The sequence below is a fragment of the Pelagicoccus sp. SDUM812003 genome, assembly GCF_031127815.1.
GTDB lineage: Bacteria > Verrucomicrobiota > Verrucomicrobiia > Opitutales > Opitutaceae > Pelagicoccus.
Genome location: NZ_JARXHY010000006.1, coordinates 145,165 through 163,677, shown reverse-complemented (window position 1 = coordinate 163,677; position 18,513 = coordinate 145,165). Strand labels below are relative to the sequence as shown.

The 18,513-nt window shown below is 58.2% G+C and carries 6 protein-coding genes and 1 pseudogene; 3 read left to right on the top strand and 4 right to left on the bottom strand.

Annotation, left to right across the window (positions count from 1 at the left end; translation table 11 throughout):
- The first annotated feature begins 340 nt into the window (after nt 1–340).
- Entirely contained in the window at nt 341–8,629 is an 8,289-nt protein-coding gene (locus tag QEH54_RS10470) for a hypothetical protein (RefSeq protein ID WP_309018621.1), read from the top strand.
- 194 nt (nt 8,630–8,823) lie between these two features.
- Entirely contained in the window at nt 8,824–10,938 is a 2,115-nt protein-coding gene (locus tag QEH54_RS10465) for a glycoside hydrolase family 97 protein (protein ID WP_309018620.1), read from the top strand.
- A 4-nt stretch (nt 10,939–10,942) separates the two neighbouring features.
- Here the strand turns inward: QEH54_RS10465 and QEH54_RS10460 are convergent.
- Nucleotides 10,943–11,572 (bottom strand): annotated as a pseudogene (locus QEH54_RS10460) (PepSY domain-containing protein); the annotation flags it as partial.
- Nucleotides 11,573–11,715: 143 nt separating this feature from the next.
- Here QEH54_RS10460 and QEH54_RS10455 point away from each other — a divergent pair.
- Entirely contained in the window at nt 11,716–12,867 is a 1,152-nt protein-coding gene (locus QEH54_RS10455; RefSeq protein ID WP_309018619.1) for a glycosyltransferase family 1 protein, read from the top strand.
- Here QEH54_RS10455 and QEH54_RS10450 read toward each other — a convergent pair.
- The 3 genes from QEH54_RS10450 to QEH54_RS10440 all read right to left on the bottom strand — a co-directional run bounded on the left by QEH54_RS10450 (nt 12,864) and on the right by QEH54_RS10440 (nt 18,400).
- A complete protein-coding gene (locus QEH54_RS10450) occupies nt 12,864–13,367 on the bottom strand; it encodes a peroxiredoxin (protein WP_309018618.1) in 504 nt (167 codons plus the stop codon). The two genes, QEH54_RS10455 and QEH54_RS10450, sit on opposite strands and share 4 nt — an antisense overlap.
- 33 nt (nt 13,368–13,400) lie before the next feature.
- Nucleotides 13,401–16,853 carry an ATP-binding protein gene (locus tag QEH54_RS10445; protein WP_309018617.1) on the bottom strand — a complete coding sequence of 1,151 codons (3,453 nt, stop codon included), beginning with the start codon at nt 16,851–16,853 and terminating at the stop codon, nt 13,401–13,403.
- 239 nt (nt 16,854–17,092) lie between these two features.
- The gene (locus QEH54_RS10440; RefSeq protein ID WP_309018616.1) at nt 17,093–18,400 is read right to left on the bottom strand and encodes an MATE family efflux transporter; all 1,308 of its coding nucleotides are present in this window, start codon (nt 18,398–18,400) and stop codon (nt 17,093–17,095) included.
- Between the last annotated feature and the right edge of the window lie 113 nt (nt 18,401–18,513).

The following is an 18,513-nucleotide window of genomic DNA, read 5'->3' as shown; positions in this document are numbered from 1 at the left end:
TCGACGAAGCGACCTTTGAGGTGGAACGGCTCGTCCCGAGACGTTCGATAAACGCCCATCAAGACGCAGCGCTGCCCTCATGGACGAGCCGACCCACCTGAACACCTCGCGCAGCCGCCTTCCGCAATCATCCACTGTCTTTGACCGCGGCTTTTTTGCCCCCGGGCGAGCGTCTCAAAACGCCAAATCGCTCCGCAGACAGGGGTCACGATTCGACGCATTCTAGATCAGAGGACGTAAGGAGAATTCGCTAAACTTATAAAGGCGTGCGCCGTTGCTTATCGAGCTGTAGCCACCGGCCAGTGAACTACTTAACTCAGCACGCCTCTCCAACGTCTCTATGAATTCGCGCACCGCTTCGCCCACACCACCACCCGTCCCATCTCGTCCGAACTCCACTCCTGCCAACCCGCTTCTCGCCGAGCGAGAACAGTCCGCATCCCGCCTAGCGAAAACTGGCGGACTCAAGCCCCATACTCTTGCTCTCTCGACAGCCCTAGCCATCGTCGCCACGGCCTCCTTTAGCCCCCCGCTTCGAGCTGATGTCACTGGCGATTCGAGCGCCGTGATCATTACCGGCACCGAGAGCTCCGGCTACGACGGTCGAGACAATGATGGACAAAGCATAACCGTCGCGGCCGACGCCACGGTGGAAAACGATGGCGACGGTATCGCTCTGGGAGCCAATGGGACGCTGGTGATCGAAAGCGGCCAGACCGATGTCAGCGCGGACGCTCAAGTGGTGATCACTCCGACACTGGGAGCCGCAGGCGTCGTCATTTTCGGAGATAACGGGACGGTCGAAAACAATGGGGCGATCCAGGTCCTAGGCACCAATCTGCCTGATCCGGAGTTCGTCAGCGGTATCGATATTCTCGGTACAGACGCGACCATCACAAACACCGGTTCCATAGGAATCACTCTAGAAGGCACAGACAACCGGGGAGCTACCGGCATCGTTAGCATCGTCGGCAGCGCTACTATCGACAACAGCGGCAGCATCGTGGTGAACAATGCCGGAGGCGCTTTAGCCGAAGGCATAAATGTGATATCCACCTCCTCCGTCACCAACTCTGGCGAAATCACTGTCACTGGCGGTCCCGGCGTAGCTTCGAGCATGCCGGACTTTATGGATCCCTTCGGCCCGCCGATCGAGATTCCCGCCAACGCCCTAACTCGCGGCATAAACGTGTTCGGCGTCGAGCAGGGAGACACACGTACCCAAGTAATCAATACTGGGCAAGTAACCGTGACGGGTAACACTTCCCAGCCCTACTCCGTGATCGGGGTATCGATCGAAAGCGCTGGCGACTTCGACAATAGCGGGACCGTCTCCGCAACGAACAGCGATGGGACAGGAAACTCGGTCGGAGCGCTGATACAGGTAGATACTCCATCGACAGCGATCACCAACTCCGGCACCATCACCGCGGACGACGCGATACTGGTGGATCCCTCGTTCATGTCCTTCACTTCTGCCGATGTCACCTTGACCAACTCTGGCAAACTCGAAGGAAACGTGAGCTTGGGCGACGGCAACCACAGCATCACAAACACCGAAACGGGAATCATCGGCCGCGTCGACTCCGAAGAAGCGGTCTCCCTCTCTAGCAATCTGAATACAGGTAGCGGCAACGATACCTTGATCAACGCAGGCCGCATCACCGGAGCCGTGAATCTCGGGGGCGGCAACAACTCTATCACCGTCCAGTTCGGGGCTCAGATCGATGGGACCATCTCCACCGGAGAAGGAAACGACGTGCTGATCAACTTCGGCACCGTCATCGGCGACGTCGATCTGGGAGCGGGCGACGATACCGTGAACTTCGAGGCCACCGGTGTATTCAGCGGTCTGGTGGATGGCGGCTCGGGCGGCGAGACCCTGGGCGACACCCTGAACCTTTTCGGCACCCATACCTTCGACGGGGCAAAGTTCCTCAACTTCGAAACAGTCAACGGCAGCTGTAGCGACATTATGGGTACAGATGTCACCATCGGCTCAGAGGTCACCATCGACGGCGATTGCGGTCTCACCAACAGCGCTCAGCTCACTGTGAAAAGCATTTCCGCCGGTGAAGGAAACAATACCATCACTCTGAACGACTCCGGCTCCATCACCATCGATCCCGACACGGGCAAGATCGACCTGGGCTCGGGCCAGGACAACCTGGTAGTCAACGCTACTGGATCCACCTTCATCGATGGCGACCTGCAGAACATCGAGACCTTGAGCAAGAACGGCGAGGGCTCGTTCACCTACACCGGCAAGGCGTCTTTCGAAAACGCGACCATCAACGCCGGCACGCTGGCTTTGGAAAACGCGGAGCTCACCGACTCCGCACTTGCTTTCGGAGGAGCCGGAACCCTGACCGTCGACGAGAACTCGCGCATCAGCCAAAGCGAGGGACTCGCTGTCACGGGCAGCGATCTCGATGACATCGTGATCAACTCGGGCGCTATCGAGGGAGCGATCGACCTCGGTCTCGGAAATGACTTGCTGCACAACTCCGGAACCATCACTGGAGCAATCTCCCTCGCCGAGGGAGACGATCGCCTGATCATGGATCATAGCGACGAGCGCCCCTCTTCCACCGCCTATGGCTCCAAGCCGGAAGGCGGAAGCTTCGAGCAAAGCGCCATCGATGGCGGCGAAGGGATCGATACCCTAGAGCTGAGAGGCAAAGGCTCGCTGGGCAAGTTCTTCTTCACCAGCGGTCCTACCCCAACAGGTTTCGAAGCCTTGGAGGTCAAAGGAGAATGGAATCTCTTGACCAACCTCTCTTTCAGCCACGGTACCCAGCTAGTGGGCGACGACTCCCTGCTCAACGTGGCCTACTCCGAGCTTAGTTCTGACATCACTGGAGACGATACAGCGAACGAGCTCGGTCTCTACGATGGGAAAATCACTGGCGACATCGATTTCGGAACAGGCGACGATACCTTCCTCCTTTCTGGCGCTGCGAGCGTAGACGGCTCCGTAAGTGGTAGTGAAGGCATCGATACACTGAAGCTCCAAGGCGTGAAACAGGACGGGACCTACTCCTACGATGGCTCGTTCACTGGCTTCGAGAAACTGACTGTTTCCGCCACCGCAAATGGTGGCTCCATCTGGGCCCACACAGGAGAGCAAAGCTACTCCGAAGGCATCCAGCTCGAAGGCGAAGGCGCCAAGCTGATCAACCAAGCGATCCTGAACGCAGCAGTCACTGGTGACGATGAGGCGAATGGTTTCGTCACCGAAACTGGCTCTCGCCTGACCGGTTCGATTTCTCTCGCTGGCGGAAACGACAGCTTGCTCAACGCCGGTGAAATCATCGGGAATATCGATATGGGCGACGGCTCGGACTTGTTCGACAACACCGGCGGCAACATAACTGGCAATGTAGACATGGGAGCGGGCGACGATTCCCTGTACGGCGAGAAGCTCGGCACCATCAGCGGCACCGTAACCCTCGGAGCGGGCGACGACTTTTTCTACCTCACTGGATCCTCGCTCGCCAATGCGGCACAAGTACAAGGAGGTTCCCAAAACGAAGGAGGCGCTGATACCCTCTCCCTCGGTGGAAGCGTCAACTCCATCTTGGCCATGAACCTGATGCAGGGCTTCGAGAAGGTCGAGGTTACGGAGTCCATATGGACCCTCATCGGAGCTCAGTCCTTCGAGCAAGGACTGGAAATCAAGCAAAGCGGACAGGTGGCCAACTGGGGCCAGCTGACAGCAGCCATCACCGGAGACGAAAACATAAACCTCTTGTCCAATGCGGTGAACGGCACCATCACGGGCGCTGTCTCGCTCGGCGATGGAAACGATGGTGTTTGGAATTTGGGTACACTCTCTGGAGGCCTCGATCTAGGATCAGGCGACGACTGGCTGGTCACCCCAGGCACTATCGAGGGTGACGTAACGTTTGGATCTGGTAGTGATACTTTGGATATTACAAACGGAACTATAGAAGGTCTGGTCGACTTCGGCGAGGGCGACGACTCTATCACCGCCGCTGATGGCGGAACCATCTCCGGTGGCGTTTTCTTCGGAGCAGGAAATGATACGCTCACCAACGCGGGCACTGCCACTTTCGATGTGGACTTCGGCGATGGAGCGGACGTTCTGCAAAACGCCGAAGGGACTATCGTCGGCGATGTGAATTTCGGGGCGGGAGCCGATCTGGTTGATAGCTCCACCTTGGGAACCATCACCGGCAAACTCTCCTTAGGAAGCGGCGACGACACCTTCACCAACTCCACGACCTACGAGGGAGACGTCTACTTCGGCGACGGAGTCGACTCGCTCGACAATACGAGCGGCACCATAAAAGGCGCCCTGTATTTCGAAGAGGGAGACGATGTGCTCGACATCATGAAAATCGGTTTGGTCGAAGGCGCCATCGATCTGGGAGCGGGCAACGACAAGCTCCTCCTTCAGGTGGAGAACGCTGATTTTGATGGCAGCATCTTCAGCCTGATCAAGGTAAACGGAGGCGAAGGCGACGATATGGTTGAACTTTCGGGCAACGGTACCTTCAGCGGCTCTCTCGAGTCGGACATGGAATCCCTCGGCCTCTCAGGCGGCGAATGGATCCTCAGAGGAACCCAGGCCTACGACAACATTCGCCTCATCGGATCAGGAGAGCTGGTAAACGAAAGCGCGATCACCGCAACAACGCTGGGTGACGAGAACGCAAACAAACTGACCAACAAGGCCACCATCGAAGGTGACATCGATCTCAAGGATGGAGCGGACACCTTGATAAACAGCGGCACCATCACGGGTAATGTAAACCTGAATACCGGCTCCGACTCCTTGGACAATTCGAATGGAAAGATCATCGGGGACCTCGACTTTGGAGACGGCCAAGAACAAGTGTCCGTCAGCATGCTGGGCGAGATCACGGGCTCCGTATCTCTCGGAGCGGGAGATGATCATCTGATCTTGGACGCCAGCCCTCTGAAGGTCTCTTCCACTATCTCAGGAGGAGCAGGACAGGACACGCTTCGTTTGACGAACTCGGGCACCTTGGAGGCCAATACGGTCTCCGATTTCGAAACCCTCGAAGCGCACGGCCCAGCCTGGACCCTCAAGGGAGCCCAAAGCTACTCGGCCGGAGTGAGCCTGGGAGAATCTGCCATCCTCACCAACGCCGGCAACCTCAGCGCCGATGTGACCGGAACCGCCCAAGCGGACAAACTCATAAACAGCGGCACCCTGCTCGGCCAGGTCGATCTCCTGGCTGGAAACGATACTTTCGTAAATACGGACGCGACCTTGACCGGAGACCTAATCTTCGGCGACGGGAGCGACACCCTGCAAAACGCCGGCGGCACCGTCAGCGGCGATGTCGACTTCGGAGCAGGAAACGACACCCTACACGCCAGCGAGATCGGCACCGTATCCGGAGATGTGATACTCGGCTCTGGGGACGACCGTTTGCAAATCACTAGCAGCTCCTACCTCGCGGGCCAGCAGGTCGAAGCCAATCTTGATTCCGAGGACGGCATCGATACCCTGGAGCTGCAAGGGCTCGGCACCCTCGCCCAAGGCGACTACCTTGGCTACGAAAAGCTGGAGGTAAACGGACTCCAATCCGAGGCCAACTGGAGCCTCTCCGGCGATCACGCTTATGGATACGGAGCTTACCTGACCGGCACGAGTAGTCTGATCATCGAGAAGAACCTCGTGACCAACTTCTACGGCGACGCAGCGGCGAACAAAGTAGAAAACAAGGGCACCGTCTACACCACTTCCATCGGTATGAACCTAGGCTCGGGCGACGATACGCTGATCAACAGCGGAAACATGTCCGGCTTTCTGGTGGTCGCTCCCTTCAGCCTCGGCGATGGCAATGACACCCTGCAAAACTCCGGCTCTCTCGCCGGTTCGATCGAGCTCGGCAACGGCGCCGACACGTTCACCAATAGCGGCACCCTGACCGGTTCGGTTTCCGCGGGCGACGGCGACGACACCCTGACCAACAGCAGCGCCTTGACCGGAAACGTAGACACGGGCAACGGAAACGACACCGTCGTCAATCGCGGAATCGTGACCGGCAACTTGGAACTAGGGGATGCGAACGATGAGCTTCTCAACTCCAACACAATCGCCGGAAATGTGAATCTCGGCGCTCAAAACGATAAGTTTACCAACTCGAAGACCATGAACGGACAGGTCGATCTTGGGCTCGGCGCCGACGAACTCGTCAACTCAGGGGACATCGCCGGCTCGGTTATTTTGGATGGGCCAAATCAACACCTTTCCGCTCGTCAAAGAGGATTCTACCTTGGAGACGACAGCGACGTCATCACAAACACGGGAACAATCACAGGAAGCATCTATTCCGGAGCCGATGCGAATCGCTACGAACTCTTCCAAACTCGGGTAGGTAACTTTGGCAAAAACGACGATAGCTTCACCAATGATGGCGTGATCAACGGCAACGTCGATCTGGGCGATAGGCAGGTATTCGTCAACGGCATGCAAGCGACCGTTCTGGACGGCGGAACGGACAAGGACTCCTTCGTCAACAATGGCACCGTTACGGGCGATGTACGCCTAGGCGCTCGAGACTTCCGAGCTGATATGAGCCAAAGCGATATCGCGGCGAAAAACGATGAAGATTCCCTGGTCAACAACGGCCGGATAAACGGCAGCGTCAGCCTAGGCTCGGGGGCCATCATTGCCACCGGCTCGCAAAGCAATTTCTTCTCGGGTAGCGACAACGACACGCTCGTAAACAACGGCACCATCACCGGCTTCGTGAACCTAGACGCTGGAGCTGAAACATTTGTTGATCATGCCCAATCAAGCTTTCACGGAAAGTCCGATGACGACACCCTCGTGAACAATGGCACCATCGACGGCAGTGTGACGCTGGGCAAAGGAAACGATACTCTCGTTTGGGGACCAAACGCGGTTTTCAAGAGCAGCGTCAACGGAGGCGAAGGCACCGACACCGTGAAAACCGAAAACGCGGAAGGCACCACCGTCACCATCGACTTCGACAAGCTTACCAGCTTCGAAAACCTCGTCACCGCGGGAGACGGTCAGGTCACTTTCGCCGGCAGGGTCAGCCTCGATTCCGTCTCGGTGAACAAGGGCTCGCTAGCTGTGAACAGAGTCCTTCACGCCGACGTGCAAGTCACCGAAGGCGCCAAGCTGCAAGGCAACGGATTCGTCTTCGGCAAGGTGACCAACGTCTCCGGCAACGTCGCTCCGGGCAACTCCATCGGCCACCTGACCATCGAAGGAGACTACCAGCAGAGCGCCGGTGGATCCTTCGAGCTGGAGGTCATCGGCTCGGAAACCGATCGCCTCAGCGTCATCGGCCAAGCTACCCTGGGCGGCGCTCTCGAGATCGTGCCCGACTTCCAACGCGGCGACGTCGCTATCGGCGATCGTTTCGAATTCCTCACCGCTACCGAGGGTACCAGCGGCAGCTTCGACTCCGTCAATGGCCAGACCCCATACTTCATGAGCTTCAGCCCGATCTATCATGACGGAGCTGTCGAAGCGCTTCTGCTCAGAGATAGCTTCGTGCTGCCGAGCATGAGCGAGCAGGAAAAAGGCATCGCCCAGGCAGTGGACCGCCTCGCTTCCTACGCGGATCAAGGAAACGTCAGCGAAACGCTCCACACCTTCATTGACGACCTGACCTGGAGCTCCCCCAGCGAAGCCCTGCCCTACTTTAGCCAGCTGAGCAACCAGACTGTATCCAGATTAAACCTACCAACGGTTCGCGCTCGTCAGGCGTTTATGCACAACGTGTTTGAAAACGCTCTCCGCAGTCCATCAACCACCGGAGAATGGTCCAGCGCTAGCTCAGTCTACGATGAACGTGGCACCGTCGAAACAGTGGGAGAAACTTCTGGCTACCGCTACAGCTCCGAGGGCGCGATGACCACTTTCGGATTCGCCAATGAGCAAACGAGCTCCGGCTTCGCGGTCGGCGCCTCGCGCCTCGACTCCGTAGCTCCAAGCTCGGCAGGCGACAACGGTCGTACCAGCCTCGATACCGCCATCTACTTCGCTCATAAAAACGATCAAGGCGCCGGCTTCGCAGCTAGCTTCGGCATCTCCGTCGATCGCTACAAGACCGCCCGGCAGATAGCGACCACATCGCAGACCCTCGACGCCTTCGGCTTCACCAACGGACGCAGCGCCATGGCCGCAGCCCGCGCCTACAAACAGCTGACCTTTGGCAAGCTGGCCGCAACGGGCATCGCTAACCTCCAGTACACCAAGCTCTCACGCAAAGCCTTCGAGGAAACGGGAGCCCAAGAGCTCGGCCTGCTTTTCGACTCCAGCAGCTACCAGTCCCTCAAGTCCGCTCTCGGCCTGCGCCTTGGACTTTCCGAGGAAGAGAATTCCGATCGACGCTTCTCAGCCAGCCTAGGCGTCTTCTGGGATCACGAATTCGATCAATCCAACGCCCCCGGTATTTCCCGTTTCCACGGCCTCTCGGATGCCTCCTTCACCAGCAAAGAGCTTCCCCTGCCCGAAGATCAGCTGCGAAGCGAGATCTCCTTGCTCGCCCGCGTATCCCAAAAGCTTCTACTGGAGCTCTCGCACAGCGGCACCTTCGCATCGGAGTTGGACGCGAATAAGACCACCCTCACCTTCCGCTACGACTGGTAGCCCTCGCATCGCACAACGCTGAAAAACTCCCCACCGCATACCGCTACACCAAGCGATTCGGTGGGTCGGCTTGTCCCCAAGACGACTTTCGCTACCTGAGCCGCAGAGCGCTTAAGTTTTGTCCTAGTCATTGGAGCTTTCTCCGTATTCGTGTCGTTGAGAGCCGGCAGGGATGGTCTTGCATGGTCTGGTATATGAAGACCCCTTTGCTCACTCTGCTTTGTTTCATCGCCGCTTCCGCCTCGGCCGCCTCGCTCCAGTCACCCGACGGAGCGTTCCTCTTGGAATACCAGACTGATTCCGAGGGCGTTCTGACCTATAAACTTGGATACAAGGGAGAACCAGTTGTCGACCAGAGTCGACTTGGCTTTGAGCTTCGCATCGAGGGAGAGCAACACGCCTTGAACAGCGGGTTTCAAATCGTGGAAGTGATCGAGAATGAGTTCGACGAGACTTGGCAAACCGTCTGGGGCGAGGAAACGGAGATCCGCAACCACTACCGCGAGCGGCTAGTGCGCCTGCGTCAGGAGGGATCTGGCATCGAGCTCGACCTGCGCTTTCGGCTCTCCGACGACGGGCTCGGCTTTCGCTACGAGTTTCCCGAACAATCAAATCTTCGCCACTTCGTGGTGACCGACGAGTTGAGCGAGTTTGCCATGACCGGCGACCATACCGCTTTCTGGATACCAGGAGACTACGATACCCAAGAGTACGACTACACCGAATCCCGCCTCTCCGCGATCGCAGAGCTCTTCGACTCCGCCTACACTGAAAACGCCTCGCAGACCGCCTTCTCGAAAACAGGCGTGCAAACCGCTCTCATGCTCAAGACCGACTCCGGGCTCTACATCAATTTGCACGAAGCCGCCTTGATCGACTACCCGGCCATGCACCTGAACCTCAATCCGGAGACGCTCGTCTTCGAGTCATGGCTCACCCCCAACGCAGTCGGCGACAAAGCCTACCTGCAAGCCCCCGCCCAAACGCCTTGGCGCACGATCATCGCCAGCGACGACGCCCGCGACATCCTGGCCTCGCGCCTGACCTACAACCTCAACGAGCCCTGCAAGATCGAGGACACCTCCTGGATCAGACCCATGAAATACATCGGAGTGTGGTGGGAGATGATCACCGGCAAAAGCTCCTGGGCCTACACCGACGCGGCCGTCCCCATCAAGCTCGGCGAAACCGACTATACCCAGCTCCCCCGCAGCGAACGCCATGCAGCCAATACCGAACACGTGAAGACCTACATCGACTTCGCGGCGAAGCACGGGTTCGACGGCGTTCTGGTGGAGGGTTGGAACGTGGGTTGGGAAGACTGGTTCGGGCACGAGAAGGACTACGTTTTCGATTTCGTGACTCCGTATCCAGATTTCGACGTCGCAGAGCTAAGCGACTACGCTCGCCAGCGTGACGTGGAGCTGATCATGCATCACGAGACTTCGAGCTCCGTGCGCAACTACGAGCGGCACATGGACGCCGCCTACGCCTTCATGAAGCAGCATGGCTACAATTCAGTCAAAAGCGGCTACGTGGGAAACATTCTGCCCAAGGGCGAATATCACTACAGTCAATGGCTGGTGAACCACTACCAGTACGCCCTCGAGAAAGCGGCCGAATATGAGATCATGGTAAACGCTCACGAAGCGGTTCGCCCGACCGGAATCGCCCGCACCTATCCGAACTTGGTCGGCAACGAGTCCGCTCGCGGCACCGAGTACCAAGCCTTCGGCGGCTCGAAGGTCAACCACGTCACCGTGCTCCCCTTCACCCGCCTGATCGGAGGTCCCATGGACTACACCCCCGGCATCTTCGAAATGGATATGAGCAAGCTGAATCCGGAAAACCAGTCTCACGTAAACAGCACCATCGCCAACCAGCTCGCCCTCTACGTCGTATTCTACAGTCCACTACACATGGCAGCGGACCTTCCGGAAAACTACGATCGGTTTCTCGACGCCTTCCAGTTCATCAAGGACGTTCCCTTGGAATGGGAGAAATCGGTTTACCTCGAAGCGGAGCCGGGTCGCTTCGTCACCACCGCTCGTCAGGAAAAAGGCTCGAAAGACTGGTACCTCGGCAGCGTGAATGGATCCGAGCAACGCTCCGTTTCCCTGAAACTTGATTTTTTGGATACAGGCGAACGCTACACCGCCACTCTCTATCGCGACGCAGCGGACGCCCACTACCTCGACAATCCGCAGGCATACGAAATCGAGACCATCCCTGTAAGCTCCCAGTCCACTCTGCAGCTCAGCGTGGCCTCAGGTGGGGGCTTCGCCATCAGCATCGTCGCGGATCGTTGACCATCTAGACGTAGACCACGACAACCGCCAGGGCCAGTCCCGCGGCCGCGAAGTACATGCCGTTGCGAAAGACCTTCGACCGAGGCAGGAACATCAGAAACGAAGACACGACGAAAAACAGCAGCGATAGGCCGAAAAAGACGTTGAGGTAGAACAGCGGGCGATCGGAGGTGGCCTTGTGCATCTGCTCGAATTTCTTCAGCAGCAGCGGCAGCTCCTTCTTCGTGTAGCTGGCCTCGCCGGAGAGCTTGTCGTAGCGCCCATCGCGAAAGACGATCTCGCCCTCCGATTCCGACTCCGCTCGAAAGCCCCTCATGGGCAAAGCTTGGCCGAGGGCTTCCGTGCCAAGTCCGGGCTCCAGAGCTACCTCGACCTGCTTTTCCACTTTCATGAAATCCGTGTTGCGGAAGATCATAATGACGCCGCTCAAGGCGTAGATTGCCATGACACCGGATAGAAAGAATCCGAGGTACCGGTGGTAGATTCGCATCTTGTTTCTCATAGTCTGGAAATGCCGAGCCTTCCAAGTTCCGGCGTTCAGCTCTTGCAGGACGATCCGGTGATGAAAAGCGGAGGACGTTTTGACTGTCAAAAGATTGCTCTTGGTCCATGCAACCCAAAGGCTGCTACCGCTGAAAACTAGAAGCGCCCTCTACTGCCCATGATTAGCTGTCACGCGAACGTTACAACTTTCAGATTTCCATCGCTAGGTCCCGCGTCTAGGCCGTGTTTCAAGCTCAAGACGCGCCGGTCAGAAAAAACCAAATACCGAATCTCGTGAAGCTCTCCCTCGTAACCGAAACCTACCCTCCCGAAATTAACGGCGTGGCCATGACCCTGAGTCAACTGGTGACGGGCATGCGGGAAAAGGGACACCAGGTGCAAGTGGTTCGCCCCAGTCAGTCAGCCGAGGAACCCTACGCCCTTGCAGACCAGAGCACCGTCACCGTGCCCGGGGCGCCCATTCCTCGCTACCCGGACCTGCGCTTCGGCATCCCCTGCAGGAATCGACTGATCTATCAGTGGCGACGTTGGCAGCCGGACGTCGTGCATATCGCTACGGAGGGGCCGCTGGGACTGTCGGCCATCTTGGCAGCTAAACGTATCCTAACGCCCACTACATCAACGTTTCATACCAATTTCCATAGCTACAGCGAGCACTACAACGCCAAGTTCTTCACCAGCCTCGTGCTCGCGTTTCTACGCTGGATACACAACCAGACCCGCTGCACCATGGCCCCGACCCGAGAGCTGGCGGACCAGCTCGGTCGAGAGGGGTTTAGGAACATGGATGTATTCGGACGCGGGGTACACCTCACTACCTTCAATCCCGCCGCTCGCGACGAACAGCTTAGGCAGTCGTGGGGCGCCAAATCGGGCGATCCGGTATTTATACACGTCAGTCGCTTGGCTAGCGAAAAGAACTATCAGTTGCTGAAGAAGTGCTACGACGCCATTCGCCAACGCCACGGCAATGCCCGATTCGTCATCGTAGGCGGCGGGCCGCTGGAGCCGCAGCTACGAAAATCGTTTCCCTATGCTGTATTCACAGGTCCTATACCTTTGGAAAACCGCGCCTTGCTGGCGCGTCACTACGCTTCTGCCGACGCCTTTCTGTACCCAAGCACCACTGAAACCTATGGAAATGTGACCACTGAAGCCATGGCCTGCGGAAATGCTGTATTGGCATACGACTACGCTGCTGCCGCCTTGCACATCGAACACAATAAAAACGGGCTGCTGGCGCCGCTGGGAGACGAATCCGAATTTCTCGCTAACAGCTTGCGACTGGCGGGCGACCTGTCCCTGCGCCAACGACTGGGAACGGCCGCGGTCGCTTACGCTCCCCACTTCGATTGGCAGCCGGCGATCGATCGCTTCGAGGCCATCCTGCTCCACCACATCGAGGCAGCGAAAGCGCGTCGCTAGCCGAGGGACTCGAGAGCCTTCAGCACGTCCTCAGCCTGATCTCGCGTGGACGCGCTCTCATCCTTCCAAACGAGTTCTCCCTCGCGAAAGAGAAACGCCTGTCGTTTTACGATGCCCAAGAACGACGGCACGCCGAAAGCCTTGGCCACTTTTCCCTCGTCGTCCGAAAACAGTGGATACGGAAGTTTACGCTTATCCTTGAAGCGTTGCTGCCGCACGACCTTGTCGCCGCTGACCCCCAAAACCTTCACCCCTCTGTCTTCGAGCTCCGAATACGCATCGCGCAAGCTGCACGCCTGAGCGGAGCAACCAGGAGTGTCCGAGCGGGGAAAGAAAAAGACGAAGCCAAGTCCCGAGCCTAGGTACTCCTTCAGCGAGACCGCGCCTCGCCCCTCCACTTCTACAATCCCATCAAGCGGCGGCAATGCGTCGCCTATCCGCAAACGTGTCGACTTGCCGAACATGCCTCCAGCCAAAGCGAGGGCAGCGGCCGAGTCCACCCTTTATGCCGAGCGGCGGCTAGGAGGATGGATTTAGGCTTCCGAGCTCGGGGACTTGTCCGCCTTCTCCTCCTGCAAGCGCACGTAAGTCTTGGTGATGGTATCCTTAAGGTCGTCACGCTTGAAAGGCTTGGTCAAGTAGCCGTCCATGCCGATGCCGTAGCACTTTTCGCGGTCTTCGCGCATAGCATTGGCGGTCAAGGCTATGATACGCGGACGATTGTCTCCCCAGCGTTTGATGATTTCCTCCGTCGCTTCGAGGCCATCCATCTCGGGCATTTGAATATCCATGAAGACCAGGTCGTATTCGTTGTCAGCGATCATATTGACCGCTTCCAAACCATTCGAAGCCATGGCGATCTCGTAGCCCATCTTCTTGAACAGTCGCATCGCGACCTTCTGATTCACCGCATTGTCTTCCGCCAGAAGAATGCGCAAGGGCATCTGGTCGCCCATCTGAGAGGAATCGCTGGTCACGCGGCGGACCCTTTGCACGGTCCTCCCGGTCGCTTCCAGCAAACGGTTTCTCAGGTTCTCGAGCTTGTAGGGCTTGATAAGGGTGAGCGTCTTCTCATCCGCCACTTCCCCCAACTGCACGCCGCCGAGCCTCCCGGTGAAGAGGACTGGAAACAGTTCGTCGCCCGCCGCCTCTCTGACCGACTTTTTGATCTGGTCCGGCGAGATCCCGTCGATCCCGTAATCCACGAACACCATGTTCAGGTCCGGCTCATCGAGGAAGCAGCTCGCGATCTCGTCGAAATGGCGGCCTTCGATGGTTTCGACCTTCAGGGCCTTCAATTGGCTGACGAGCCCTTCGCGACTGAAGTCGTGACTATCGACCACGAGGGCTTTCTTGCCTTCGAACTGGTTGGCCACGCTGGAGCTTGTCAGATCGAAAGCGAACGCGGCCCGGTTGAAGGAGACCGTGAAATGAAAGGTCGAGCCCTTGCCTTCGACGCTCTCCACCCACATGGATCCACCCATCAGCTCGGCCAGATTCTTGCTGATCGCCAATCCCAGCCCGGTGCCTCCGTACTTGCGAGTAGTCGAAGCATCGACCTGGCTGAAGGAACCAAACAGACGATCGATGCGGTCCGCCGGGATGCCGATGCCCGTGTCCTTGATCTGGAAGTGGAGAATCACGTCGTCGTCCTTGATGTGGAAGGGGTCCACCTTCACGACCACGCCTCCCTTGGCGGTGAACTTGACCGCGTTTCCGACCAAGTTCACGATGATCTGGCGCAGACGGGTTGGATCGCCTAGCAGAGACTGCGGTATTTCCTTTCCGAATACATAGGAAATATCCAGCCCCTTTTCGGCTGCTTGAATCGCCAAGGTGTCGATCGCCTCCTCGAGGCAATCCCGAAGATCGAACATGATGTTTTCGATCTCCAGCTTTCCGGATTCGATCTTGGAAAAATCCAGGATATCGTTGATCACCACCAGCAAGGCCTCGCTGCTGGCGCGAATGGTATCCACATAGTCCTGCTGCTCGCGCTCGAGCTCCGTTTCCATCAGCAAGCCGGTCATCCCGATGATGCCGTTCATCGGGGTACGAATCTCGTGCGACATGTTCGCGAGGAAATAGCTCTTGGCCTTGTTCGCCTCCTCGGCTTCGCGCATGGTGGCCAGCAAGCGCTCCTCGGAGCGCTTCTGCTCGGTGACTTCGTGGAAGAACCAGACGCGACCGTAGGATTCGCCCATGGGGGACGAAATCGGGATCGAGGTGCGCTCGAAGATGCGCCCGTCCGCGAACTCCAAAGTATCCTTGAAGGTTTCGGAATCGTTGATCGAAATCTCCATCGAGCGCTTGAAGAACGCTTCCGAGTCCTTCATCTGGGCGGAGGCGACCCGCCAGATCTTTTCCGGCTTTCCGACGTCCATCAAGCTGGTCGGCAGCTCCCAAATGCCGCAGAAGCGTTTGTTGAAATTGGATACGATCCCGCGCTCGTTGACCACCAGGATGCCGTCGGTCGCCGCTTCGCTCTGGGCCTTGAGCACCGAGTTGTAGCGCTTGAGAAGGTTCTGCCGACGCTTGTTGTGCGTCACGTCCGTACCTGTGATCACCAAGGCGGTCACGCGGCCTTTTTCATCCATCACCGATACCGAACGGAAGTAGATGTCGAGCATGCGGTTCGACTCGGTCATCACCTGCACGTCGCCCTGCCAGTGCCCGTATTCCAAGGTCTCCTGAAAGATCTTGTCGAAGACGTGCTTCTCGCTGAACAGCGTTTTGGCTCCGCCAGCATCGTTGAGCTGGTCGATGGTCTCGTAGCCAACGATGTTGGCGAAAGAGTTGTTGCGATAGAGAGCTCGCCCCTGATTGTTGACCATCAGCACGAAGTCGCTAGACGCCTCCACCGCAGCGGATACCATGCGCAAGCGCTCTTCGGATTCCTTGCGCAGAGTAACGTCTTCGAAGATCCCATACAGAACCACCTCTTCGTCCACACGCTTTTCTGGTATCGCTTTTATGGATACCCACTTCTTGCGACCACTGGGCACGACCACGCGATACTCGATATAGAGAGGCGTAAGGTTTTGGCAGGAGATGGCGATCGATTCGTAGACGCGCTCCAAATCTTCGATACAGACGCACCCCATTGCGATCGAAGCGTTGGCCATCACCTCGGAAGCTTCCACTCCCAGCAGGGCCTTCACCTTTTCGCTAATGTAGGGGAAGCGAGGCTCGCCGTTGTCGTCGATCTTCAAATGAAAGTATACGCCCGGGATCTGCTCGCTGAGGCGGTCCAGATCGTTGCTGCTTTTTTCCAGACGATTCTGGACGCGGCGCTCTTCGGTGACGTCGCGAAGGCTGATCACGATTTCCTCCTCGCTCTGAGCGTTGATCGTCACCGCCAAACAGGTTTCCGAGCCTTCCGGAGAGAGCACGTTGGCCTGAAACGAGATCCTCTTTCCGCTGACCGCCTCCTCCAAGCGAGCTTCGATTTTCAGGGCGTCGTGGAGACGAAACACGTTGCGCAGGCGGCGGCCTACCACCGGACCGCCTTGCAGGTCGAAATACGCTTCCGCTCCCTTGTTCAGGTATTTCACCACGTGCGAACGCTGGGTTCTCGAGGCGCGGCTGCCGCCTATGCAGATGACCGCTTCGGAGGTCGTATCGAGGGCGTTGAGCAATGTCGATTCGCCGCAGTTCGGCCGCAGCTGATCCTCCCACATCGGCTCCAAGGCCCATAGGCTGCTGATGGCGCTCAGGCGGGTGACCACTACGTTGCATGCTACCGGCGTCATTTCAGCCGAGCTGCACAGCGGCAACAGGCAAGAGCCACTGTCGATCGAAAGCGCTTTTTCAGACTCCAGGAAATAGGTCTCCACAGGCGAGTCGACCAAGGAGCTGATATCCGGATTTCCCAGCAGCAGGTTTCCTGCAGCTCGGTTCGCAGCGAAGACTTTCCCAGCCGTGACGATCAGCTGAGCCTGCGGCGACTTCGCAAACGCGTTTTCGAAGAGGACAGTGGGATTCATGGCTCGAGGAGGGAACAAGGGCATGGCAATCCCCCCCCACTTGTCGCGATAGGGCGAAGCGACTGGCTCAGGTCGGCCTTCATGGTGGGAATTGAACTAAATGAGTGCATTATAAGAGTATAGCGCTGGGCGTTGCCTGATTAGGATCGGATCCGAACCGGCTTTCTTAACCTTCAAAACCTAACTTTGCCGTGTGAATCCCGCATACCGCATGAGGAAACCTCCTCAATGGTCCCCAACTAGGAGCGCGGCAGGATCAGACGAAGCCTCAGCATGAGCGCCAAGGCGGCCACCAGAAGCCCGAGCGCTAGCCCCATCCAGACCCCGGGAGCCCCAAAGCCGAGCGCGAACCCGAAACCGTAGCCCGAGGGCAGAGCCAATAGCCAATAGGCGACAAAGGTGATCGCCACCGGGAGGTTCACGTCCGACATCCCGCGCAGGGCTCCGAGACAGGTCACCTGAGCGCCGTCGAAGATTTGAAAGAGGCCGACCACCACGAAAATCCGCCCTGCCAGGGCCACCACGGACGGATTCTCCACGAAGAAGCCGGCGATCCATTCCCCGAGAAGCAGGAAGACCGAAGCCGAAACCAGAGTCTGAAAAAAGGTGAATAGCAGTCCGGAGAGGTAGATCCGCCGGATGGCCTGCGGGCGTCCCGCACCAAAGGCTTCGCCCACGCGGATCCCGCAAGCGATTGAAATGCCCAAAGGGATCATGAAGGCCAGAGCGGCGCAGGACATGGCGACCTGGTGCGCCGCCAAAGCCTCAGCTCCCAGCCAGCCCACGATGATGCCCGCGCCTCCGAAGGCTCCCACTTCGAAAAGGTGCTGCATGGCCGTCGGCACGCCGATGCGCAGCAAGGGCTTCCACTCCCCGAGCTCGTAGTTTCGAAACCAACGACGCGGCAGGTAGGGACGAAAGCGCTTGGCTCGCATCACGAACGCCATCATCCCGCCCGCCATGGCGATGCGGGAAACCAGGGTGGCCCAGCCCGCCCCTTCCAGTCCGAGAGCCGGAGCGCCCAGTTCGCCGAAGATCAAGATCCAGTTCAACACGACGTTCAGACCGATTCCCCCGAACAGCACCAGCATGGGGGGATTGGACCAGCCCATGCCCTCGCTGCCGCTCTTGAGGCAATGGTAGAACAGGGCCGGAAACAACGAGCAGGAGATCAGCCAGTAGTATCCGCCTGCCGCCTGCACCACTTCGGCCTCCTGACCGTAGCGATCCAGAAAGGAGGCGTTCACCAGCAGCAGGGCGATCGCCACCGTAGAAAGCGCCAGGGCGAGAGCCAGCCCGTGCTTGAGCAGGCGCCCCACCCTTCGCGGATCAGCCGCTCCCTTGGCTTGGGCCACCAGGACCGTGACCGATACCAGAAGCCCCATCAGCGTGACCAACGGCACCACGAAAATGTTGTTCACGAAGGACGCCGCTCCCAAAGGCACCACCCCCAGCCGACCAATCATCAGCGTATCCACCACGCCGATAAGGATTTGCCCGAGATTTCCCGCCACGATCGGCCACGCCAGGCGAAGCGTCGCCTTCAAGTGATCTGCCCAACTCCCTGACTCCTCCGATTGCATCCGGGCGAATAGAAGGACTCGCCCAATACATGACAAGCCCGGCGATCAGCTGGGGACGAGGTTTAGCGTAGCGTCGC